Annotated in this window: 20 protein-coding genes; 14 read left to right on the top strand and 6 right to left on the bottom strand. The window is 70.4% G+C overall.

From position 1 onward, the window contains the following. Positions 1-86 precede the first annotated feature (86 nt). Positions 87-260 (bottom strand): hypothetical protein, encoded by a 174-nt coding sequence (locus K8612_RS28570; protein WP_223744738.1) that lies wholly within the window; start codon positions 258-260, stop codon positions 87-89. Positions 261-427: 167 nt separating this feature from the next. After that, complete coding sequence (locus K8612_RS28565; protein WP_223764591.1) at positions 428-988, bottom strand: hypothetical protein; 561 nt, start codon at positions 986-988, stop codon at positions 428-430. Positions 989-1,447: 459 nt separating this feature from the next. Here K8612_RS28565 and K8612_RS28560 point away from each other — a divergent pair, with 459 nt between their 5' ends. Continuing rightward, on the top strand, positions 1,448-2,692 hold the full coding sequence (locus K8612_RS28560) for a phospholipase D-like domain-containing protein (RefSeq protein ID WP_223764590.1): 1,245 nt from the start codon (positions 1,448-1,450) through the stop codon (positions 2,690-2,692). On the opposite strand, the gene K8612_RS28555 is transcribed toward K8612_RS28560, so the two are convergent. Beyond that, entirely contained in the window at positions 2,673-3,209 is a 537-nt protein-coding gene (locus tag K8612_RS28555; protein WP_223764589.1) for a hypothetical protein, read from the bottom strand. The genes K8612_RS28560 and K8612_RS28555 overlap by 20 nt on opposite strands. Positions 3,210-3,341: 132 nt before the next feature. Between K8612_RS28555 and K8612_RS28550 the strand changes: the two genes are divergently transcribed. The 3 genes from K8612_RS28550 to K8612_RS28540 all read left to right on the top strand — a co-directional run bounded on the left by K8612_RS28550 (position 3,342) and on the right by K8612_RS28540 (position 7,474). After that, on the top strand, positions 3,342-5,309 hold the full coding sequence (locus K8612_RS28550; protein WP_223764588.1) for a DUF4091 domain-containing protein: 1,968 nt from the start codon (positions 3,342-3,344) through the stop codon (positions 5,307-5,309). Positions 5,310-5,543: 234 nt separating this feature from the next. Further along, positions 5,544-6,068, top strand: a complete 525-nt coding sequence (locus K8612_RS28545; RefSeq protein WP_223745023.1) for a GNAT family N-acetyltransferase — start codon at positions 5,544-5,546, stop codon at positions 6,066-6,068. A 179-nt stretch (positions 6,069-6,247) separates the two neighbouring features. Then, entirely contained in the window at positions 6,248-7,474 is a 1,227-nt protein-coding gene (locus K8612_RS28540) for an AAA family ATPase (protein WP_223764587.1), read from the top strand. 6 nt (positions 7,475-7,480) lie between these two features. Here the strand turns inward: K8612_RS28540 and K8612_RS28535 are convergent, their stop codons facing one another. Next, positions 7,481-8,227, bottom strand: a complete 747-nt coding sequence (locus K8612_RS28535) for a hypothetical protein (RefSeq protein ID WP_223764586.1) — start codon at positions 8,225-8,227, stop codon at positions 7,481-7,483. Further along, entirely contained in the window at positions 8,224-9,963 is a 1,740-nt protein-coding gene (locus tag K8612_RS28530) for a PilZ domain-containing protein (RefSeq protein WP_223764585.1), read from the bottom strand. Before K8612_RS28530 ends, K8612_RS28535 begins: the two co-directional genes overlap by 4 nt. A 271-nt stretch (positions 9,964-10,234) precedes the next feature. Between K8612_RS28530 and K8612_RS28525 the strand changes: the two genes are divergently transcribed. The 9 genes from K8612_RS28525 (at position 10,235) to K8612_RS39645 (ending at position 20,109) form a co-directional block, all read left to right on the top strand. Beyond that, positions 10,235-10,675 carry a hypothetical protein gene (locus K8612_RS28525; protein WP_223764584.1) on the top strand — a complete coding sequence of 147 codons (441 nt, stop codon included), beginning with the start codon at positions 10,235-10,237 and terminating at the stop codon, positions 10,673-10,675. A 180-nt stretch (positions 10,676-10,855) separates the two neighbouring features. After that, a complete protein-coding gene (gene mmsA / locus K8612_RS28520) occupies positions 10,856-12,340 on the top strand; it encodes a CoA-acylating methylmalonate-semialdehyde dehydrogenase (protein WP_223764583.1) in 1,485 nt (494 codons plus the stop codon). A gap of 69 nt (positions 12,341-12,409) precedes the next feature. After that, entirely contained in the window at positions 12,410-13,663 is a 1,254-nt protein-coding gene (locus tag K8612_RS28515; RefSeq protein ID WP_223764582.1) for a GTP cyclohydrolase II, read from the top strand. Continuing rightward, positions 13,656-14,864: a URC4/urg3 family protein gene (locus K8612_RS28510; RefSeq protein ID WP_223764581.1), complete on the top strand. Its 1,209-nt coding sequence runs from the start codon at positions 13,656-13,658 to the stop codon at positions 14,862-14,864. Before K8612_RS28515 ends, K8612_RS28510 begins: the two co-directional genes overlap by 8 nt. A gap of 27 nt (positions 14,865-14,891) precedes the next feature. Then, positions 14,892-15,536 carry a uracil phosphoribosyltransferase gene (gene upp / locus K8612_RS28505; protein ID WP_223745032.1) on the top strand — a complete coding sequence of 215 codons (645 nt, stop codon included), beginning with the start codon at positions 14,892-14,894 and terminating at the stop codon, positions 15,534-15,536. A gap of 170 nt (positions 15,537-15,706) precedes the next feature. Continuing rightward, positions 15,707-17,113 (top strand): hypothetical protein, encoded by a 1,407-nt coding sequence (locus K8612_RS28500; protein WP_223764580.1) that lies wholly within the window; start codon positions 15,707-15,709, stop codon positions 17,111-17,113. 63 nt (positions 17,114-17,176) lie between these two features. Continuing rightward, positions 17,177-17,935 (top strand): trans-aconitate 2-methyltransferase, encoded by a 759-nt coding sequence (locus K8612_RS28495; protein WP_223764579.1) that lies wholly within the window; start codon positions 17,177-17,179, stop codon positions 17,933-17,935. After that, on the top strand, positions 17,935-19,209 hold the full coding sequence (locus K8612_RS28490) for a CapA family protein (RefSeq protein WP_223764578.1): 1,275 nt from the start codon (positions 17,935-17,937) through the stop codon (positions 19,207-19,209). Before K8612_RS28495 ends, K8612_RS28490 begins: the two co-directional genes overlap by 1 nt. A gap of 363 nt (positions 19,210-19,572) precedes the next feature. After that, positions 19,573-20,109 (top strand): dickkopf-related protein, encoded by a 537-nt coding sequence (locus tag K8612_RS39645; RefSeq protein WP_373692146.1) that lies wholly within the window; start codon positions 19,573-19,575, stop codon positions 20,107-20,109. Between the two features lie 7 nt (positions 20,110-20,116). Here K8612_RS39645 and K8612_RS28480 read toward each other — a convergent pair whose 3' ends face one another. Continuing rightward, the gene (locus tag K8612_RS28480; RefSeq protein WP_223764577.1) at positions 20,117-21,403 is read right to left on the bottom strand and encodes a chloride channel protein; all 1,287 of its coding nucleotides are present in this window, start codon (positions 21,401-21,403) and stop codon (positions 20,117-20,119) included. A 227-nt stretch (positions 21,404-21,630) separates the two neighbouring features. Between K8612_RS28480 and K8612_RS28475 the strand changes: the two genes are divergently transcribed. Next, positions 21,631-22,716 carry an SGNH/GDSL hydrolase family protein gene (locus K8612_RS28475; RefSeq protein ID WP_223745037.1) on the top strand — a complete coding sequence of 362 codons (1,086 nt, stop codon included), beginning with the start codon at positions 21,631-21,633 and terminating at the stop codon, positions 22,714-22,716. The last annotated feature ends 480 nt before the right edge of the window (positions 22,717-23,196 follow it).

Raw genomic sequence — 23,196 nt, 5'->3', positions numbered from 1 at the left:
GCGCGCCGCTTCGCGCATGAAGAAGGCCCCGACCCGGCATGAAGCGGGTGGGGCCTTTTTTCATCACGGTCGTGGCCTGCCTGGGACTACGGGCAGGGGTACGAACAGGTGATCTGCCCGGTGATGGGGTTCTTGAAACACGTGGGCGTGCAGTCCTGCGCATCGGCGGAGGACGGCGTGGCGGCGATGCCCAGGCCCATCACGGTGGCGGCGGCGGCGAGGACGAAGGCGATGCGACGGACGTTCTTGCGAGCCTGCATGGTGTCGTCTCCCTGCTGTGGTGTTGGCGCTGCACGGAGCACTCTAGGGACCGGGGCTGACAACGCCACTGGCGAGATTGCAGTCACGCGTGCACGCGCGGAGGGCGGGGTGCCGAGGCGCCGCACGCGGGAAGAAAATTGAAACTCCGATGCGGCGAAACAACGCGTCAACGCCTGGGAGTAGGGGTGCGACTCCACTGATAGCCCACCGTCGCGCCGCTGCCGATGAGCGAGAACGCGAGGTAGCTGCGCAGGAACTCCAGCCGTTCGCTGGAGCCGGCCAGGTGGCGCAGGCCTTCATGCGCGGCGAGCCCCAGCAGCATTCCCACGGTCGCGCCGCCGAGCGCGCCCAGGTACGCGCGGCCGCGATCCTCGCTGTCACCGAACGCGATTTCACCCATGCCCCAGGAGCCGAGCGCGGCGACGGGCGGAGTGACGACCATGGCGGCGCCGAACGCGCCCACCTCCAGCTCCATCCACCGTCCTTGCGGATAGGAGGGATGCACGAAGAGGAAGCGTCCCGGGAGCGACGCGAGCAGGGTGCCCGCGGCGGCCTCGGCGGCGGTGGCGCCCAGGCGGGTGTCACCGCCCACGCGGGTCGCGGCCCAGACGGAGCCCAGGGGCAGCAGCGTGACCGCGCCATGAGCGGCCCAGGTGCCAGCGGACAAAGGGGCCTCCGTGTAGGGCTCGCCGTGCGGAATGAAGGGCCGCAGCGGGCGCGGCGCCAAGGCAGGAGGCGGAGGATCCGCGTCCAGCAACGGCGCATCCAGGACAGTGGGCCTCAGCGGAGGCGGAGCAGGCTCCGGCGCGGAGGACTCAGGAGGCTCCGAGGGCGAAGCGGAGGACGCGGGCGCGTCCGCGCGAGGCGCGGATGGAACCTCCCCATCGGGAGGAACCTCTCGCGGTCCCATCGGGGTGGCCCCGGCCGATGCCCCCAGCAGGACCCATGACAGGAGCGCCCCGCGCGTTGCCGCCATCCCCCGTCGCCCCATGCCGTGTCCGCGCTCCCGGTGTGTTCGCCGTGAGCCCCAGCAGTGCGCATGCGGCGCATCCAGCACCACCGGCCTTGGGTGTCACGGGGCCCAACCGTCAGCGGGTGGACGGTGTCCATGTCCATCCACACGCTTCCGCCACTCGGAGACACACGGCGGATGCGGAAGGGCGGGGGCTGCCCTAGCTTCCGTGCCGTGCGGCTGGTCTGGCCCATCCTGCTCACCCTGCTCGCCGCGGGGTGCACCTACCCGAACCACCGACAGGACCTGCGCCTGCGCGCGTTGCCGGAGGACCCGGCATCGAGGGAACTCGCCATCGAGCAGACGATGGGCGTCCCGATGGAGCCCGGCAACGGCGTGGAGCTGGTGCAGAACGGCCAGGTCTTCGACGTCATCGAGGAGGAGATCCGCGCCGCGCGCTCCAGCATCCACATCGCCAGCTACATCTGGCGTCCGGGCATCCCGTCGGACCGGCTCCTCATCGCGCTGCGAGAGCGGGCCCCGGGCGTGCAGTGCCGGATCATCGTGGATCCGCTGGGCAGCGTGAACTTCGAGGTCGTGGCCCCGGTGCTCGCGGACGCCGGCTGTGACGTGCGCATCTACCGTCCCTATCAGGGCGCGGTGACGTCCCTGGACGCGGTGCGGATCCGCGCGCGCATGCACCGGAAGATGGTCATCCGCGACGGCGAGGTCGCGCTGACCGGCGGCTTCGGCATCTGGCGCAGTTGGCTGGGCAACGGCGACGCGGCGGAGACCTGGCGCGACACCAACATCCGCGTGCGAGGCCCCGTCGTGCGAGGCATGCAGCTCGCCTTCGCGCAGAACTGGCAGGAGTCCGGCGGCCCCTTCCTGCCCCCGGAGTCCTTCCCGGAGCTCGCGCCCGCGGGCAACGCGAGGGCCCTCTTCGTGGCCAGCACCGGGCACCGCTTCCTGTCGGAAGCCACGAAGATGTGGCTGCTGTCCATCGCGTCCGCGAAGCACCGGCTGTGGATCGCCAACTCGTACTTCATCCCGTCGGAGGCCATCAGCGACATGCTCATCCTCAAGGCGCGCGAGGGCGTGGACGTGCGAGTGCTGGTGCCGGGCCGCTACCACGACGTGAAGCCCGTGCTCAACGCGCAGCGGGCGTCCTACGCGCGGCTCCTGGAGGCCGGCGTGCGCATCTACGAGTATGAAATCTCGATGATGCACTCCAAGACGCTGGTCGCGGACGACACGCTGAGCGTCGTGGGCTCCACCAACCTGGATCCGCTGGCGCTCAGCCACACCGACGAGGCCTCGGTGATGGTGGAGGACCCGGTGCTGGCGGAGGAGCTGGCGAAGTCCTTCGAGGTGGACCTCACGCACTCGGCGGAGGTCCACTGGCAGGGCTGGAAGCGGCGGGGCCTGCTTCAGCGGCTGGGAGAGCAGTTGCCGTGGCTCATCGGCGACTTCCTATGAGCTGACGCGTGCGGCGCGAACGGACCCGCAGCCGGGCGCCCGCGGACATGCGGGGCAGGGGACCCGCTTCCAGGAGCCAAGGCGGCGCCACGTCGCGCAGCGCGGCCAGGTACGCGGGAGAGCGCATGGGCGGGCACACCAGCACCGCCTTCACGAACTCCTCGGGTGGCGCGTAGCCGTGCGCATCCACGGAGTGCACCATCATCGACGGGGCGATGTAGAGCCGGTCATCCGCGGGGACGAAGAGGTTGCTGGTGCCCAGCTTCACGCGAGAGCCCTCTTCCATCTCGAAGGTGCGGGGCCCCTCCGTGAACCGGCACAGGCCGCAGGCGTGCCACCCGAGCGAACGCCGGGGCTGCCACGGGTCCTCCAGCAGCTCCACCAGCCGCATCACGAAGCGCCGTGACACATGGCCGCGCGGATACGGATGCAGGTGGTCGATCCACCCGGCCGCGAGCACGGGCCTACCGCCCTCGCCGGGGTCGGAACACGGGGTGAGGTCTTCGAACCAGGCCATGAAGCCGGAAAGCGTCTCACCGGGCTCAACGTGGGAGCAAGCCAGCGCCCGGCTTCTGCCCGGCTGCCTGACAGGCTGACAGGGGCGCGCGGTGCGGGAAGGCAGGCAGGGCCGGGTCGCGTTGGTCTCTTCATGCCTTCGATTCGACCGTTCCGAGCCGCCGCCCTGTTGTCGCTGACCGTGGCCCTGCCGGTGTACGCGGCCGGGCCCACCGTATGGAGCGAGGGGATGATGGTGAAGGTGCGGCCGGGGACCGCAGCCCGGAGCGCCACCGAGGTGCGACTCACCGCCGCGCGCAACGAGTTCGTCTCCTTCCAGGTCGCGCTGCACGGCGGCGACGCGGGGCTGAAGGGCGTGCGCGCGAAGCTGCCCGCGCTGGAGGGCCCGGGCTCCACGGCGCTGACGGGGCCGGACGTGACGCTGTACCGGCAGGCGCTGGTCACCACGAAGCAGGCGTCGGTGGCGGGAGAGCCGGTGGGGGCGTGGCCGGACGGGCTGGTGCCGGACACGGACGAAATCGCCGGTGAGACGCGAAGGGCCTTCCCCTTCGACGTGCCGGCGAAGGAGGCGCGGGCCCTCTGGGTGGACGTGCACGTGCCGGAGGACGCGCCGCCCGGGGACTACACGGGCACTGTGACGGTGGAAGCGGACGGAGGCTTCCAGCGGCAGGTGACGGCGAGGCTGACGGTGGTGGACGCGGTGTTGCCGAGCACGTCCTCGCTGTCGTCCGCGTTCCTGCTCTGGCCGCCGCACGTGTGCCGCGCGCACACGGGCCGCGAAGACTGCACGCCGGAGGAATTGCAGCCGTTGCTCACGCGCTACCAGCGCATGGCGTTGGAGCACCGCTTCACGCTCTCCAGCCTCTTTCCGCGCAAGCCGTGGCCGCCGGAGTGGAGCAACTTCGACGCGACGTGGGGACCGTACCTGGAGGGCACCGCGCCCAACCGGCTGCAAGGCGCGAGGATGACGAGCCTGGAGTACGTGGGACCGCTCGACGCGGCGAACCTGAAGGACTTCACGGCGCACATGAAGCAGAAGGGCTGGCTGGACCGGGCCTACGTGCAGTTGGGGGACGAGCCGCCCTACGGCACGTCCTTCGAGCAGGTGCACGCGACGGGAGAGTTGGTGCGCAAGGCGGCGCCCGGGCTGCGCACGATGCTGACGACGAACTCGCGCGAGCTGAAGGCCCACGGCTTGGAGGACGCAGTGGACACGGCGGTGCCGCTGGTGAACCACCTGGACGGCACGGACGCGAACTTCCGGGGCGACCAGCGGGGGACGTACACGCACTTCCTGGAGCGTCCGGGAGCAGCGTTGTGGATGTATCAGAGCTGCATGAGCCACGGCTGTGCGTATGGGACCAACGCGCCGGAGAACAAGCCGGGCGCGGGCTGGCCGTCGTACATGCTGGACCGGTCCGCGGCGAAGGCGCGCGCGATGGAGTGGGTGACGTTCCTGCAGGGGGCGACGGGCGAGCTCTACTACCAGACGGTGGGCATGCTCTCCACGGCGTGGAGGGACCAGTACCGCTTCAACGGCAACGGGGACGGGACGCTCTTCTACCCGGGCACGCCGGAGGCCATCGGAGGCAGGACGGACGTGCCGGTGGCATCGCTGAGGCTCAAGCTCATCCGTCAGGGCATGCAGGACTACGAGTGGCTCAAGGCGGTGGCTGACGCGGGAGACCCGGGCTTCGCGCGCAAGGTGGCCCGGGACCTGATCCCAGCCGCGTCGCGAGTAACCGACGACGGAGCCGCCTTCGACGCGGCAAGGCTGAAGCTCATCCAGCGTTACGAGGAGCTGACCGCGACCCAGACGCCGGACGCGGGAACGCAGCAGCCGGACGCAGGCACGCAGCAGCCGACGGACGGAGGCAAGGAGCCCATGCCGGAAGAAGCCGCGGGAGGCCCCTCGAAGGGAACACCTGGCTCCACTTCAGACGTGACGCTGGACGCGCTCGATGACGCCCAGGCAGGAGGCTGCACCACGGGTGGAGGCGGAACGGCGGCGGTCGCGGGAGGCCTGGTGTTCGCGGCCTGGGCGCTCGGCGGGATGCGTCGTCGTCACGCTCGCGTAACCGTGCCCGCCCGCAGGAGGTAGGCGCGGAGAGGGCAGGCGAAGCGCGCCTGCCGCAACGCGCCAGGACCGTGCTCCCCCCGCCGGAGGCACACCGAACAAACCTGTCCGACAGTCGGACAGGTTTTGAAGCGCCGGGTCCCGGACCCCCGGTCCTGGTCGCCCGGTCGGGCCCGTGTCGGACGGGGGAGGTACAACCCTGGATGCCTGCCCGGATGCGCCGCGCGGGCTCCGGGGCGTCATGCTAGAGGGCGGCGCATGAGCACGGACGTGGTGAAGCGAGCCGTCATCCGCGAGGCGCGGCCCGAGGACGACAAGGCGATTGGCGAGCTGTTGGTGGACGCCTACGTCACGCAGTACGCGAAGAAGCTGCCGGAGGTCGTCTACTCCGACGAGCGCAAGGCGTTCCTGCGCGACGTCGCCGCCAGGCGCAAGGTGTGCACCATCCTGGTGGCGGACGTGGACGGAGAGGTCGCGGGCACGGTGGCCCTGTATCCGCCCGGCGCGCCCGGCACCGAGGCCTGGCTGCCCCGCACGGCGGACCTGCGCGCCCTGGCCACCTCGGTGCGCTATCACGGCCAGGGCCTGGCCCAGCCGCTGCTGGCGGAGGCGGAGGTCCTCGCGAAGCGCTGGGGCGTGGACGCCATCTCCCTCCATGTGCGCCGGGGGGCGGTAGGCGTCGCGCGCATGTATCAGCGCCGCGGCTACCAGCGTACGCCCGAAGGCGACATGGACCGCCTCCCGGACGTGTTCCTGGAGGCGTACCTGCTGCCCCTGAAGTGACGCATGTCAGGCGGGAACGCGTTCAACCGTAGTGAGCGCATCCCGTCTGACGCCGGAGGGTCCGCGAACGCTCGCGTGACCCGGGCACCGGAAGGGATCGCGCGCTGGAGTCGTGGCGTGCGCCCTGCCCCGGAAGGGGCGCCGGTCGGTACGCCGACCCCCACCCCGGTGTTCCCACCATGATGATCCCCATCCCCGAGCAGTCGCTCGTGTTGCTCCTGGGCCCCTCCGGCTCCGGCAAGTCCACCCTCGCGAACGCGCACTTCCTCCCAGAGGACGTGCTGCCCGGCACGGGCAACGAAACGAAGCTCCACGACGAGGTGGCGCGAAGGCTCGAGAAGGGCACGCTCACCGTCATCGACGGCGTCCCGCTCAGCGCCGAGTCCCGCCGTCACTACGTGACCCTGGCACGCGAGCACCACGTGGCCCTGGTCGCGGTGGCCATGGACACGCCGGAGGCGCTCTGCCTGGAGCGAAACCGCACGCGCTCCGGGTCGGCCAGTCCCAAGGCCCTGCGCAACCAGGTGCAGCAGCTCCAGAACGCGCTGAAGGGGCTGACGAAGGAAGGCATCCGGCACGTGCACATACTCACGCCGGAGACGGTGGGCGCGGTGGCCTTCGAGCACCGCCCCCTGCCGAGCCACCGCCACGACGAGCACGGCCCCTTCGACATCATCGGAGACATCCACGGCTGCTTCGACGAACTGAAGGCCCTGCTGACGGAGCTGGGCTACACGGTCGCGCCGAGAGCGGACGGAGGCCCCGGCTTCGACGTGGGCACGCCCCACGGGCGCAAGGTCGTGTTCCTGGGCGACCTCATCGACCGGGGGCCGCGCGTGACGGACGTGCTGCGCCTGGTGATGGGGATGGTGGATGCGGGCACCGCGCTGTGCGTGCCCGGCAATCACGAGTTCAAGCTGCTCAAGAAGCTGCGAGGCAAGGACGTGCGCGCGGGACGCGGGCTCGCGATGACGCTGGAGCAACTGGAACGTGAGCCGCCCGGATTCTCCCAGGCGGTCGCCGACTTCATCGAAGCCCGCTCACCGCACTACGTCCTGGACGGCGGCCACCTGGTGGTAGCGCACGCGGGCCTGAAGGAGTCCATGCACGGCCGGGACACCCCGGAGGTGCGCGACTTCGCCCTCTACGGAGAGACCACCGGCGAGGCGGATGCCTACGGCCTGCCGGTGCGGGCCGACTGGGCCCGCGGCTACCAGGGGCAGGCGACGGTCGTGTACGGCCACACCGCCGTGCCGGAATCCGAATGGGTGAACAACACCGTCTGCGTGGACACCGGCTGTGTGTTCGGAGGCAAGCTGACCGCGCTGCGCTATCCGGAGCGTGAACTCCTCTCCGTGCCCGCGCAGCGCGAGTACTGGAAGTCACGGAGCCACGCGGCTCCGTGAGTCCTCTCAGGCCGCCGCAGCCGTGACGCCGCCCAGGCTCCGGCGCGCCGCCTCCATGCAGTCGTCCAGGAAGCGCAGGTAGCAGTCCAGCCCGCGCGAGCCGAACGACGCCAGCCGCCGGCCCTCCTCGGGATGGGTGCTCAAGAGCCCCTCCATCATCCGCTCGTTGAGCGCGGTGTGGCCCACGTCCACCTCCGCGTGCTCGCGCAGGAAGGTGAGGGTGTCCAGCGTCCCCTGTCCCAGCACCTCACGCACGCGCGCCAGGATGCGCGGCACCAGCACGACGGCCAGGTAGCCCACCTCGTACTCGATGGCGGCCTGACCCAGCGGCAGGTCACCGGTGATGGCCTCGTCGTGCACCTGCCGGTACTCGCGCATGGCGGCCGTGGGGGCCTGGGCGACCAGCGCCTCCGCGTCCAATTGCTGCGAGTGGCTCGCGTTCCACTGAGCCGTCAGCACACGCGCGTCCTGGAGGGTCATCAGGTGATGGCCGGCCTCGTGCTTCGCGTGGGTGATGAGCTGCCGGCCCACCTTCTCCTGGCCCAGCGCGGTGCAGCGCTCACCGGCGCCGCGGATCCATCCGTCCACGGGCTCGGTCATGTACGCGCCCCGGGCGGACCACTCGATGAGGAAGCGCGCCATCAGGTCCGGCGCGATGTCCGGCGACAGGAGCGTGCGCACGACGGGGTCCGTCTCCAGCCGGGCGCGGGTGGGCTGGGCGTGCGGCAGGTACTGCGTCTGGATGAGGCTCATGACAGCTCCTTCTGGGGGTGGGAGAGCGGACGGGGAGCCGTCTGCTCGTGGATGTGCTCCAGGAACTCGGGAGCGAGGTCCGCGGGGATGAGCCACAGGAAGGGCTTCGCGTCCGGGGCCGCGTCATGCAGGCCTGCCGCCTCCACGTCGCCAGCCTCCTCGGCCAGGAAGGTGAACCCATCGCGTCCCCGCTCCGCGAACCAGCGGCGAGCCCCCTCCATCAGCGCCGGATAGGCCCGCCGCGCCCGGGCGGACAGCGCGAACACCCGCACGGAGTCCAGCAACCCGAAGGGATTGGTCCCGGGAGCCCCCGACTCCAGGACGGCCACCGCCACCGGCTTCGCGCCCTCGCGAGCGACCAGCAGGTGCCGCTCACGCTCCAGGCCCACCGCCTGCCAGGCCCGCGTCGCGTCCCGCAGGTCCAGCGTCTCCAGGCGCAGGTCCAACGCCTCGGCGTAGCAGGCGGGCCGGGTGAGGGCGATCCGCTCCACCAGCAGCCGCCGCTCCGCCTCCGTCGCGGGCCCCAACTCCAGACCCGGCGTCAGCGGGGCAGGGGAAGGGCCACACCCGACGTCAATCATTCGCATCGGCAGCATCAGCGTCCGGCCCGTCGCGGCCATGCGCTCGGCGAAGCCGACGTGCGAGCGGTACGTGAAGGGCACGGTCGATTCGATGTACGCCGCGAGCCACCGGAACCCGCTGTCCCGCTGCGCGTGCTCCACGCAGTGCACGTACAGCTCGCGCAGCATCTGGCCCTTGAGGCGCTCGAACCGCGTGGCGTCCTGGCGCCGCGCCAACTGGTGCACCATCCACATGGAGCGGTAGGGCTTCATCGCGGAGAGCGTCGCCTCCACGCCGCGCTCGGAAGGCCACACCACCCCGGTGAGGACCGAGCCCATCGAACCGGCCCGGCGGCCCAGCTCGACGAAGCTCCGCCGCCGCGACTCGAAGTCCTCCGCGGCCCTGCCCGCCAGGTTGAAGTAGCCGGAGTCGATGAACAGCCGCCACTGCTCCTCCACCCGCGCCCCATCGGTGCACGTCGTCGGGTGAAGGGCCCGCGCCACCAGCGTCTGCCATTGCTCCGCGTCCCCGGGGGTCAGCGGCGTCACCAGCAGCCCGCACAGAAGCTCCCCATCGGCGCGGTCCGACACATGGCGCACCTCCCCGCGCAGCGACAGGGCGTCACCCGCCGCCGTGCGCAGCTCGATGGGCTGGAGCACCCGGCCCGGCGGAAGGCGTTCCCCGGCGCCCAGCCGCAGCGCCATCCCGTGCGGGGACACCTCCAGCGCGTCGCGCTCCCGGCCCAGCCATCCCGGCAGCGGCAGGCGCACGCGCAGGTCCGGCGGCGCGGGAGCACGCCGATGTGCCCGGCGGCGCACCTGGATCAACTGACGCGGCTGCGGCGTCACCCACGTCCCCGGCTCCGCGGTCTCGCCGGACAGGAGCATCCGGTAGACGCAGCCATGGCCAGACACCTCCACCTCCCACGCGTCAGCGCCCGGATCCACCGTCAGCCCGGACCAGTGGAGCGCTCCGCCTTCCAGCTCCAGCGTCTCCAGCCGCAGCGGCGACGCCGAGCCTCCCCGTCGCAGCAGGGCGGGCGAGCCCAGCGCGGCGGCGGTGGCGAGGATGATGCGGATGCGCTCGGCGTCGGTGATGTCCCACCGGCGCTCCCATTCCAGGGCCGGTGCCTCGGACAACGGACGCGGCTGTGCGCGAGCGAAAGGCGCTCCCACGGTGGACTCTCCAGATGAATGACGTCGGGGGCGCGCGAATCACCCCGGTCTCCCGCGGATCCGCGCTTGAAAGGGATACGCAACCAGACCTCGGGTCGGGTCGTTCAATCCCTCCAGCCGCCTCGAACGACCCGGAGTCCGTCCGCCGGACACTCCTCCTTCCCTCCAAGGCACTGAAAACAAGAAACCTCCTGGGTTTCATGTGACACGAGGGTGCCCTCAGGGTGGGAAACGTGCGGCCGCCCCGGGTCGGGCTTACCCTGCGGAACCCATGTCCCTCCGCAAGGACTTCATCGAGCGCGCCGTCGAGCAGTTCGTCGCCGCCATCGCCAGCATCCTCAAGGCCCGGAAGGAGAAGCGGTACGGTGAAGCACGCGCCCTCATCCACGACACCGCCCTCTCCGTGCTGGGCATGGAGTACGGCGCGCTCACCCTCGCGGACGCGGAGTCCACCTCGCGCCTGCTGGGCACCGCCTCGCGCGTGCGCATGCTCGCGAAGCTGGTGCGCGAGGACGGCGAGCTGATGCGCGAACAGGGCGACCCCCTCACCGCCGACTCGCGCTTCCTGCTGTCGCTGGAGCTGTACCTGGAGGCCATCTCGCTCGGCCTCAACCCGGACACCGAGGACGCCACCGCCATCGCGGAGCTGCGCACCCTCACGGACCCCGCCGCGCTGTCGGAGCGGCACCAGCGGATGCTCTCCCAGGCCTGACGAAGCGCGGCGCGCACGTTCGCGCACCCACGCATCGGTCGGGTTTGCGACACAGCAACATGGGGAGATCCATCGCTTCCGATCAGGCAAGGACACGGTGACGCCCCCCGCCTTGCCCTGGCTTCCGCGTTTGCGTCTATCCTTGCCGCCCATTCGTCACGCAACACCGGGGGGGTGCGCGTGTCCTTTGTTCGGTTACCCGAGAGCGTCGTCTCTTGTCGCAACCTCGTGGGCGGAGAGTGGGTCTCTCCCGCCGGAGCGTCCGCGCAGGAGGTCCGCAGTCCCTATACCGGCGCGCTCATCGGCCGGGTGCCGCTGACGACCGCCTCCGGTGTCGCCCAGGCCGTGGAGGCGGCGAAGGCCGCCGCGCAAGGCTGGCGCGTCACCCCGCTGCGCGAGCGCACCCAATTCCTGCAACGCTTCCGCGCGCTCCTGGAGACGCACCTGGAAAGGCTCGCGCACCTGGCCGCGAGCGAGTCCGGCAAGACGGTGGCGGAGGGCCGCGCGGGCCTGCTCAAGGGGATGGAGGTCTGTGATTTCGCCTTGTCGCTGCAGAACCTGGACAGCGGCGCGCACCTGGAGGTGAGCCGGGGCGTCACCTGCGAATACCGCCGCGAGCCCCTGGGCGTCGTCGCCGGCATCACGCCGTTCAACTTCCCCGCGATGGTGCCCCTGTGGCTGTTCCCCATCGCCGTCACGGTGGGCAACGCCTTCATCCTCAAGCCCTCGGAGAAGGTGCCGCTCACCGCGACCGCCATGGGCGAGTTGATGGTGGAGGCGGGCTATCCCCCGGGCGTCTTCTCCGTGGTGCATGGCGCGAAGCCCGCGGTGGACGCGCTGTTGGAGCACCCGGACGTGAAGGCCCTGGCCTTCGTGGGCTCGTCCCCCGTCGCGAGGCACGTCTACGTGGAGGGCAGCCGCCACGGCAAACGCGTGCTGGCGCTCGGAGGCGCGAAGAACCACCTCATCGTCGTGCCGGACGCGGACCCGGAGCTCACGCCGCAGGCGGTGGTGGACTCGTTCACCGGCTGCGCGGGCCAGCGCTGCATGGCGGCCAGCGTGATGCTCGCGGTGGGGGACGTGCAGCCGCTGGTGGACGACATCCTCCGGCGGGCCTCACGCCTGGAGGTCGGCCCGGGCATGGGCGCGCTCATCGACCGGGGCGCGGTGGACCGGCTGGAGACGGCCATCGCCAGGGCCCAGGCGGACGGGGCGCGGTTGCTCCTGGACGGGCGCGGCAAGCGGCCCGCGGGCGAGGCCTACGCGAACGGCCACTGGCTGGGACCCACGGTGCTGGACCACGTACGCCCGGACATGGAGGCCGCGCGGCGCGAGCTGTTCGGCCCGGTGCTGTCCATCGTGCGGGTGCCCACGCTGTCGGCGGCGCTCGCGGTGGAGAACGCGTCGCCCTATGGCAACGCGGCGTCCATCTTCACCACCAGCGGCGCGGTGGCGCAGACGGTGGTGGAGGGCGCCAGGGCCGGCATGGTGGGCGTGAACGTGGGCGTTCCGGTGCCGCGTGAGCCCTTCTCCTTCGGCGGCACGGGCGAGTCGAAGTTCGGCCACGGGGACGTGACGGGACCGTCGAGCCTCGACTTCTGGAGCCAGCTCAAGAAGGTGACGCGCAAGTGGTCCGCGCGCACCGACGGCTCCTGGATGAGCTGACCCAAGCCGCTTCGCCCCATTCCCAGACATCTGTCTTTTCCCACGCGCCCCGCGAGGAGGGTGCACCCCATGGCTGACAAGAAGCCGGTCAATCACATCCGTCTCACGTCCCATCCCGATGGTCAGGCCCCCGGAGTCCCCCTGCGCTGGGGCGAGTCGGAGCCGCTGCGCCGGGGCCCGGTGGTGGCCACGCTCTCCGACCCCGCGAACCGGAACGTCATCGGCACACACTCGGGCGCGTACTCCATCTACCGCGCGCTGGCGGTGTCCGCGGGCAAGCTGCAGCAGGACCACAAGGCGGACCTGACCAACACCTCGCCCGCGGCGCAGGTGGGGCCCTATCCGGCGTGGGGTGACCCCAAGCGCATCGTGTCGCTGGACCCCTGGGGCGCCGTGGCCTCGCAGGTGTTCCGCGCCTACGCCGAGCAGGGCGTGGACTACCGGCCCACCATCGCCGTCACCCGGGCCCACATCAACATGCCGGAGGTGCGCGAGGCCATCACCGCCGGGCGCCTCAAGGTGGACGGGGACCTGGTCGCGGCCAATGGCGACGTGAAGGTCGTGAAGGCCGCCGTGGAGCCCGTCTGGTACCTGCCCGGCATCGCCGAGCGCTTCGGCCTCACGGAGGGCGCGCTGCGCCGCGGCCTCTTCGAGCACACCGGAGGCATGTACCCGGAGCTCATCACCCGCCCGGACCTGCACGTCTTCCTGCCGCCCATCGGCGGGCTGTCGCTGTATGTGTTTGGCGACATCACCGCGCTCGCGGACCGGGACGTGCCGCTGGCGGCGCGCGTGCATGACGAGTGCAACGGCTCGGACGTCTTCGGCAGCGACATCTGCACCTGCCGGCCCTACCTGGTGCACGGCATTGAAGAATGCGTGCGGATGGCGCAGCAGGGCGGGGTGGGGCTCATCGTCTACCACCGCAAGGAGGGCCGCGCGCTGGGCGAGGTGACCAAGTTCCTGGTCTACAACGCGCGCAAGCGCCAGGAGGGCGGGGACTCCGCCGCCACGTACTTCCACCGCACGGAGTGCGTGGCGGGCGTGCAGGACATGCGCTTCCAGGAGCTGATGCCGGACGTGCTGCACTGGCTGGGCATCACGCGCATCCACCGCTTCATCTCCATGAGCGACATGAAGCACGACGCCATCGTGCGCTCGGGCATTGAAATCCTCGAACGGGTGCCCATCCCGGACGGGCTCATCCCCGCCGACGCGAAGGTGGAGATGGAGGCGAAGAAGGCCGCGGGCTACTTCACGCGCGGGCCGGTGGCGGACGCGGGGGAGCTGGCGCAGGTGAAGGGACGGGACCTCGATGCTTGACGCGAGCCGGGTGCAGGAGGTGTCCCCCACGGTGGCGTGGCTGCGCAGCCCGGCGGCCATCCGCGAGCGCTGTCACCAGGTGCTGGACCTGGGGCTCGCCGGCCGGCTGCAGTACTTCCGGGTGGAGCCGTCCCGGCTGCCCACGGTGGTGGACCGGGTGCTGGCGGTGACGCACGAGGCGTACCCCCGGCTGGACATCCCGGTGCACAGCCGCTGGAGGCACTTCGACGCGGGAGGCGTGCCCCGGCTCGCGCAGTTGGAGGCGAGGCTGGCCCCGCTGCCGCCGGAGGAGCGGGCCCGGGCGAAGGTGGACCTGGGCGTGGTGAGCGTGCTCCTGGACGCGGGCAGCGGCCCCACGTGGCGCTACCAGGAGCCCGGGGGCGCGTCCTACGTGCGCTCGGAGGGGCTGGCGGTGGCGTCGCTGCGCATGTTCATGGCGGGCGGCTTCTCGTCGGACCCGGACCGGCCGCTGCGCGCGGACGCGGAGGCGCTGGGCCGCATGACGCGCGAGCAGTTGGAGCGCGGCTTCCAGGTGTCGGAGTCCAACCCCCTGCTGGGCGTGGAGGGGCGGCTGCACCTGATGCAGGCGCTGTCGCGCGTGCTGCCCAGGCCGGGCACGCTGTTCGACATGCTGGCCGCGCACCGCCGCAGCGTGCGGGCGGCGGAGGTGCTGGGCACGGTGCTGGAGGTGCTGGGCCCCATCTGGCCGGGGCGCACGACGGTGGACGGCGTGAACCTGGGGGACGTGTGGCCGCATCCGGCGCTCGGGCCGCCGGGGAGCGCGGACGCGCTGGTGCCCTTCCACAAGTTGTCCCAGTGGCTGGCGTACTCGCTGGTGGAGCCGCTGGCGGAGGCCGGCGTGACGGTGACGGAGCTGGACGCGCTCACCGGCCTGCCGGAGTACCGCAACGGCGGCCTCTTCGTGGACCTGGGCGTGCTGGTGCCGCAGGACCCGCGCCTGACGGCGGAGGTCTACGGCCCGGGTGACCCGCCCATCGTGGAGTGGCGGGCGCTGACGGTGGCGCTCCTGGACCGCGTGGCCGCGCTGGTGCGAGGGCGTCTGGAATTGAGCGCGGAGGAGCTGCCGCTGGCCAAGGTGCTCCAGGGCGGCACGTGGACGGCGGGGCGCCGGGTGGCGGCGGAGCTGCGCCCCGGGGGCGTGCCGCCCATCCGCATCCGCAGTGACGGCACGGTGTTCTGAAACCCATACAGACAAGGACGGCGACGCATGGACTTCCCGAACTGCACGGTGGTGGACCACCCGCTGGTGAAGCACAAGCTGACGGTGATGCGCCGGACGGACACGAGCACGGCGGCCTTCCGGGCGCTGCTGGAGGAGATCTCCCTCCTGCTCGGGTACGAGGCGCTGCGGGACCTGAAGCTGCGCGAGGAGGAGATTGAGACGCCCATGGCGCGCACCACGGGCTGGGCGCTGGACGGCAAGAAGCTGGTACTGGTGCCCATCCTGAGAGCAGGGCAGGGCATCCTGGACGGCCTGCTCCAGTTGGTGCCCTCCGCGCGGGTGGGCCACATCGGCCTCTACCGCGACCCGGAGTCGCTGGGCGCCGTGGAGTACTACTACCGCGTGCCCGCCAACCTGGAGGACCGCGACGTCATCGTCTGCGACCCGATGCTGGCGACAGGCAACTCCGCGGTGGCGGCGCTCCAGCGGGTGAAGCGAAGCCGCCCGGGCTCATTGCGCTTCGTGTGTCTGCTCGCGTGTCCGGAGGGCCTGACGAACCTGCGCGAGCACCACCCCGACGTGCGCGTCTTCACCGCCGCCATCGACGAGAAGCTGGACGCGCACGGCTACATCCTCCCCGGCCTGGGCGACGCGGGAGACCGCCTCTTCGGCACGAAGTCGGCGGACTGACGGGTCTCGATGGGTCGATGGGCAGGCCCACGACGCGGACCCCTGGCCTTCAACGGGACGTGATGCACCGGGCCACGGCGGTTTCACGCCTTGGCTCTTGAGAACCGGGAAAGACGGATTTAAACGTTGAACGGTCTAAACGTTTTTGTCCATTTCCCGGGAGTCCAGGCATGCGCGCGTCGTGGCGGTCCACCCTGATGGCGGTGATGTTGGGCGCGGTCTTCGCGGAAGGCGTGGCGTCGGCGGAGCCCGGCGCCCAGCGCTGGACGGAGAACCTCTCCACGGGAACGGGCACGTCGGAGCTCGTGGGCACGCGGGACGGGCTGCTCTACGAACCCAACGCCGTGATGCGCCGCCCTGAAGGCCAGAGCCGGCTCACGGGCCTCTTCGAGTTCCCGCCGCGCACGCTCGAGCAGCCCGTGGACACCTTCCGTCCGCGAGTCCAGGCGGCCGTGAGCCTGGGGCAGGGCGTCGAAGTGGACGTGCGCGTGAGAAACCCCGGAGGTGCCTGGAGCGAGTGGCGCACCGCCACGCAAGACGAAGCCGCGCGCCTGCCCCGCGCGGGCACGGAGGTGCAGGTGCGCCTCGCGCTCATCGCGGACGAGCGGGGCCGCGGCCCCGTGGTCCAGGAGGTCGGCCTGGAGGGCTGGCGTGAAGGCACCGGCACGGAGGAAACCCTCCAGACGCTCGCGCCGCTGACCTACCGCGTCTACGCCACCCGTGAAGGCCTGGTGGGCGGCACGACGGCGAACGGCCACGTCATCAAGTCCAACGACCGCTTCGTGGCGCTGCCGTCGCGGCGCGGGCTCGCGTCGAACGGAGGCTCCGAGTACCAGGTGCGCGTCTGTTATTCGAAGACGGGCAAGTGCGCGACGACGTCCGTCTGGGACGTGGGCCCGTGGAACACGAAGGACGACTACTGGAACCCGTCCAGCGTGCGCGAGATGTGGAAGACGCTGCCGCAGGGCAAGCCGGAGGCGCAGGCGGCGTACCAGGACAACTTCAACGGCGGGTTGGACCAGTTCGGCCGCCGGCCGTCGAACCCCGCGGGCATCGACCTCGCGGACGGGACGTTCTGGCTGGACCTGGGCATGTCGAACAACGACTGGGTGGACGTGACGTACCTGTGGACGTCCGGCGGCGGTTCGTCGACGGGGCTCGTCATCGACAGCAACAACGCGAACAACGACCCGTCCAAGGGCTACATCCAGCTCACGGGCACGAGCTGGGCGTCCTCCACGAACGTGGCGGGCTACTACGGCACCAGCTACCTGGTCTCCCCGGGAGCGGCGGTGTCGGAGCCGGCGACGTTCTGGTTCTACCTGTCCGCGGCGGGAACGAAGACGGTGGACGCGTGGTGGACGGCGGCGAGCGACCGCTCCACGGCCGCGCCCTTCATCGTCACCAACGCCTCCGGCACGCAGTTGGCGAACGTGAAGGTGAACCAGACGCTCAACGGCGCCAGGTGGAACACGCTCGGCACGTGGAGCTTCCCGGCGGGGTGGAACAAGGTCCAACTGAGCCGCTGGGTGACGGCGGGGACCTACGTGGTCGCGGACGCCATCCAGGTCCGTTAGGCCTCATGGACGCACGGGTTGTCCGGGCGGTAGAACGGTGCTTCGTCTCCGAGGAAGTCATCCATGGCGTCGCTGCGCACCGTGCTCCCGCCTCCCGTGGAGGAGCCCCAGCTCTACACCGACCTCGCCTCCTGGTGGCCCATGTTCTCGCCACCGGAGGAGTACTGCGAGGAGGCGGAGGACCTGCTCCCCCTGTTGCATCCGGAGGAGGGCCCGGCGCGCACGCTGTTGGAGTTGGGCTCGGGCGGAGGAAGCCTGGCCTTCCACCTGAAGAAGCACTTCACGCTGACGCTGACGGACCGCTCGCCGGAGATGGTGGCGGTGAGCCGCAAGGTGAACCCGGAGTGCGAGCACCGCGTGGGGGACATGCGCTCGCTGCGGCTGGGGCGCACGTTCGACCGGGTGATGGTGCACGACGCCATCATGTACGCGGTGGAGCGCGAGGAAGCGCGCGCCACGGTCCTCACGGCGGCGGCCCACTGCCGTCCGGGAGGCCGGGTGGTGCTGTTGCCGGACTGCGTGCGTGAGACCTTCGAGCCCCTCACCGAGTCCGGAGGCCACGACGGTCCGGACGGGCGCGGGATGCGCTACCTCATGTGGACGTGGGATCCGGATCCGGACGACGAGACCTTCGAGACCGCGTTCGCCTATCTGCTGAGAGAGGCCGACGGAACGGTGAGCATGTCGCAGGAGCGCCACCGCTTCGGACTGTTCCGGCGTGACGACTGGCTCGAATGGATGCGAGAGGCCGGCTGTCCCGCGACGACGCGCAGGGACCCCTGGAACCGGGAAGTCTTCATCGGAGTGCGGGAGCAGGACTGATGCGAGGGTGGGGGGCCCTGCTGGTGTTCATCCCGCTGTGGGGGATGGCCGCGCCCGCGCGGGTGGAACTCGTCTTTGGCGGAGACGTGATTCCGCACGGCGAGGTGAAGTCGGTGGCGAAGGCCCACGCGCGCAGTGGGAACCACGAAGGCTGGGACCACGTCTTCGGTCCGCTGTCGGACGTGCTGCGGACGGCGGACGTGGGCGTGGTGAACCTGGAGACGCCCGTCACGGCCAACACGAAGGCCTTCACGAAGGAGCTGGTCTTCAACGCGCCCCCCGCGATGGCGCAGGCCCTGGTGAACGCCGGAGTGAAGGTGGTGTCCACGGGCAACAACCACGCAAGGGATCAGCGCGTGGAGGGCCTGGTGGAGACGCTGCGAAACCTGGACGCGGCGGGCCTGCGCCACACGGGCACGGGGACGACAAGAGACGCGGCCTGGGAGCCGGTGTTCATGGAGGTGCGAGGCATCAAGCTGGGCTTCCTCTCCTTCACCAGGAGCCTGAACGGCTTCAGCAACCCGAAGGAAGCGGACGCGCCGCACGTGGCGCTGTTGCCCTATCCGGAGCACGCCTCGAGAAGAGGGCTGAAACCGGAGGAGGCCCTGGAGCGGGTGCGCGCGGCGGCGGCGAAGTGCGACGCGCTCTTCGTGATGGGGCACTGGGGGCGCGAGTACACGGACACGCCGCACCCGTTGGACAGGGCCCTGGGGCAGTCCTTCCTGGAAGCGGGAGCCTTCGCGGTCATCGGGCACCATCCGCACGTGCTCCAGCCCCTGGAGGCCTACACGACGAAGTCCGGGCGCCGGGGTTTCATCGCCTACTCCCTGGGCAACCTGGTGGCGAACCAGGCGCGCTTCTACCGGCACGTGAAGGGGCAACTGGGGAAGGACGGAGACAAGAGGGACACGCTGCTCCTGAGAGTCGGAGTGACCCGGGAGGAGCCCGGAGCCCCGGTGTCCCTGTCCGAGGTCTCCGTGTTGCCGGTCTGGATTGAGAACAACGCCCAGGGCCGCAAGGCGAAGGCGAAGCGGAACATCCAGCCCGTGCTCATCGACCGCGAGCTGGAAGAAGTCTCGCGAAGGTTGGCCGCGCTCACCCAGCGCACCGGGACACCCGACAAGGCGACCCGGGCCGAGATGGCCGCCCTGGAGCAGCGCCTGACCAACGCCCGTTACCGCCGCGAACGCATCCTGAGGATGCTGCCCGCGGAGTTCCGTGTGGCCACCCCGGAGCTGAGGCGAAGGGAGCTGACGGCTCAAACCGTGCCCTGAACACACGCTGGGACACCGCGTCTTGCCCGCGGTGTCCGGGCTGAAGCTGCCCCCGCGGAACCGCAAGCGCGCCTGCGACGAGATGACGGACGTGGAGGTCCAGCTCCAGATGGCCCACGCCTTCGACGCGGCCAACGACTGGGTGGAGATCACCCTGTCGCCCGCGGACGCACGGCGCATCATCTCGCAGGGCAGGCTCGCCATGGTCCTCTCCATCGAGACCAGCAAGCTCTTCGGCTGGACAACCGCTTCGGCGGAGCGGCCCTGCACAACGTCATCTTCCAGGCCGCGCAGTTCCTGGAGAACTGCCACATCGACACCGACTTCGGAGCCACCGCCTCCGGCTTCACGCTGGGCTTCGACGTGGACGCCCAGTGCCGCAACGTGAAGGGCCTCACCGTGGACGGCCAGCAGCTCCTCCAGGCGATGATGGACAAGGGCATGCTCATCGTCCGCGAGGTGATGAACGACAAGCTCGCCCAGAACGAGAAGACCACGCCCGCCTGCCAGAACGACATCCCGGGCAACGCCGGCGACAACGACTGCGTGGACCGCAAGACGGACGGCACGTCGTGCGGCCGTGACGGCCAGTGCCTCTCCGGAGCCTGCGGAGGCTGCTTCAACGCGGTGGGCTGGTGCTACACGCCGCGCTCCAAGGCCTACGGGCAGACGTGCAAGTCCGACCGCGAGTGCACCACCGACCGCTGCAGCGCGGACTGCTACCTGAACCCCACGGGAAGCTGCCTCTGCGACAGCGACTCGCCCTGCGGAGCGAACCAGTTCTGCGGCTGGGGGCTCAACTCAGGCAAGTGCGTGAACAAGCGAGCCCGGGGCGCGGCCTGCTCCAGCGATCGCGAGTGCGCCTCCGGCACCTGCCGCTGGTCATTCACCTGCAAGTAGCGCCCGCTCAACGAGGCGCCCCGGGTCCCTTCCGGGGCGCTTCGTGCACGTCGCGCAGCGCGACGACGCGGTCCAGCAGCGGCCCGCCCAGCTTCTTCCGGGCGATGCGCTGCGACGGATAGATGCCCCGGTGGCCCGTGAGCAGGTACGCCACCGTGGCGACGATGACCACGTGAGGCAGCACGGAAGCGCCCACCAGCTCCACCGCCATCAGCGACAGCGCGAGCGGCGTATTGGCCGCCGCCGCGAACAGCGCCGCCATGCCCACCGCCGCGCCCAGGTCCACCGGCAGCCCCAACAGCCGGGCGAGGACATTTCCCAGCGCCGCGCCAATGAAGAACAGCGGAGTCACCTCACCCCCCAGGAACCCCGCGCCCAGCGTCACCACCGTGAACACGAGCTTCCAGGCGAACGCGCCCCAGGGCAGTGACACATCCTCGAACGCGCGAAGGATGCCGGGCACGCCCAGGCCCAGGTAGTCGCTGGTGCCCGCGAGCTTCCAGAGCCCCACCACCCCCAGGCCGCCCAGGGCCATGCGCACGGGGAGCCAGGGCACACGGCGCTCCAGGACCCGCTTCAGTCCATGCGTGCCCTCGATGAAGGCCACCGCCACGCCCGCGATGCCCACCGCGAACACCAGCCACTTGCCCAGCACGGGCAGCGTCAGCGCCAGCGCCTGCGGCACCGGATACACCGTGTGATGGATGCCCAGCCCGCGAGTCACCAGGTCGCCCACCACCGCGGCCGTGAGCGCGGGCAGGAGCGCCTCGTAGCCCAGCCGGCCCACGCACACGACCTCCAGCCCGAACACCGTGCCCGCCAGCGGCGTGCCGAACACCGAACCGAAGCCGCCCGCGATGCCGGCCGCCAGCAGCTCGCGCCGCGTGTCCGGCGATACACGGAAGCGCCACGCAATCTGGTCCGCCAGGCTCGCGCCCATCTGCACCGCGGTGCCCTCCCGTCCCGCGCTCCCGCCGAACAGGTGCGTGAGCACCGTGCCCAGCAGCACCATGGGCGCCATGCGCAGGGGAATCACCGCGTCGCCCTCATGCACCGTGTCCAGCACCAGGTTGTTGCCGCCCCGGATGGATGCGCCCCACCGGCCGTACACCGCCCCCAGGACCAGCCCCGCCACGGGCAGCGCGTACACCAGCGACCCATGCGCCAGCCGGAACTCCGTGGCCTCCTCCAGCAGCGCCAGGAACACCGCGGACGCCACGCCGCACACGCCCCCCACGATGGCGCCCAGAAGCAGCCACTGTCCCAGCGCTCGAGCACCTCCGGAGACGTTCATGGCTGGACTCTAACCGTGAAACATTGCGTCAACAGGAAGCGCCGCGTCAGTGAAGGGCGCGCGAGGGCGCCAATGTGACGCACCGTGGCGGAATTCGTGTTCAACATGGAATACTCATTGCGAAGTTAATTCCGGTCTGAGGAGTGATTCCAGAGTCAAACCGGTGTACCGTGCGCGGCCTCTCCCCATTGCCGGGGCGGGAACCCCCTACCTCTTCAGGAGCCGGTATGTCCGTTCGTCGCAGCGGGCTGTCCCTCGCCGCCGTCCTCGCCGCCACCACCCTCGGTGGCAGCGCGATGGCCAGCACCATCAACCAGAACACGTCGTGGACCATCAACCGCTCGGCGTCGCAGACGTACCGGGTGGTGGCCTACGGTGACTCCATCTTCGCCGGCTACAACGGCGGAATCTCCAGCGTGGCGCGCCGTGCGGCCCCGGTGGTGGAGGGCGAGTACGCGGCGAAGAAGTGGGGCACCAACGTGGAGGTCATCCGCCGCACGAAGTCCGGCGCGAAGGCGGACGACATCTACAACAACAAGATCGTCTCCGAGCGCTCCTACATGCAGGACACCCGCACGCGCGTCGTGATGTTCGAGATGTGCGGCAACGACTACCTGCAGGCCCGCAGCGCGTTCACCGACCAGACGGGGACGTGCAACTACAGCGGCCTGCAGAACGCGCTGTCCGCCTGCACCACGTACATGGAGCGGGCGATGCAGACCATCAACCAGTACGCGACCACCGCCAAGGTGAAGGTCATCTCCAACATCTATTACCCCGGCTATGACGCGGACAACGTGCTGACCTCCTGCACGGACGCGACGACGGGCCAGAAGGTGAACAAGCAGCAGTACTTCCTGCCGCTGCTGGCGCGCAGCAACTGGCGCGCCTGTAACCTGGCGGCGAAGTACGGCTTCAAGTGCGCGGACGCCTTCGCGGAGATGATGGCCTCCGACTACGACCGCAACGGCGACGGCCAGATTGACTCCGAGGCCATCGCGTACCGCGCCGGCGAGACCGAGGACGCCTACGTCCAGCGCATCAGCGTCACCCTGCGCGGCACGCTGCGCGACGCGAACGGCCACCTGGCGAACAGCAGCACCAGCTACGACTACATCCAGTCGGACAACACGCACCCGACGTACACGGGCTCCACCATCAGCGTGAACATCTTCTCCGGCTCCGGCTCCGGCTCTGGGGCGCCGTCCTACACGGACACCCAGGTCGTCAACGGCAAGAACCCGGACTGGAACAAGTTTGGCCACGAGCGCATGGGCTGGAGCATCTCCACGTTCGACCCCGCGACGCCGTGACCTGAGTCGGCATCCGTAGGAAGAAAGGGCCTCCGACCTGTCACCGGGTCGGGGGCCTTGTCGTTTCCGGACAGAGCGCCCGGCCGCCCCGGCAGCGTCCAGGCGTTCAGGCCCCCTTTCGTCGGAGCGCCAATGATCAGCTCCACATCAACGAGGGTTTGACGGCATCGGCCCGAAGCGTTAGAGAGTGGACCCCCCGCGACGAACCCGCTGGCCCCAGGCCCTCGGAAAGTCAGCGCGGGGGGAAGAAAAGGATCGACGAAGGTTGTTGATCCCGAACGCGGCGAAGAGGTAGAAGCCGCGCCCCTCACCACGAAGCCCGCGCACTGGCGCGGAAGGAACTTCGTGGAGAGAGCAGCACCGACAAGAAAATAGGGCAGTCAACGAGCAGGTTGACAGCGAGCGCGGCGAAGAGATAGAAGCCGCGCCCCACCGAAGAAGCAGCGGTCCGGAAGGCAACACGACGGACGCAAAGCGGTG

Origin of the sequence: Corallococcus sp. AS-1-6 (assembly GCF_020037015.1) — a bacterium.
Taxonomy (GTDB): domain Bacteria; phylum Myxococcota; class Myxococcia; order Myxococcales; family Myxococcaceae; genus Corallococcus.
This window is presented reverse-complemented; position numbering and strand designations above follow the sequence as displayed.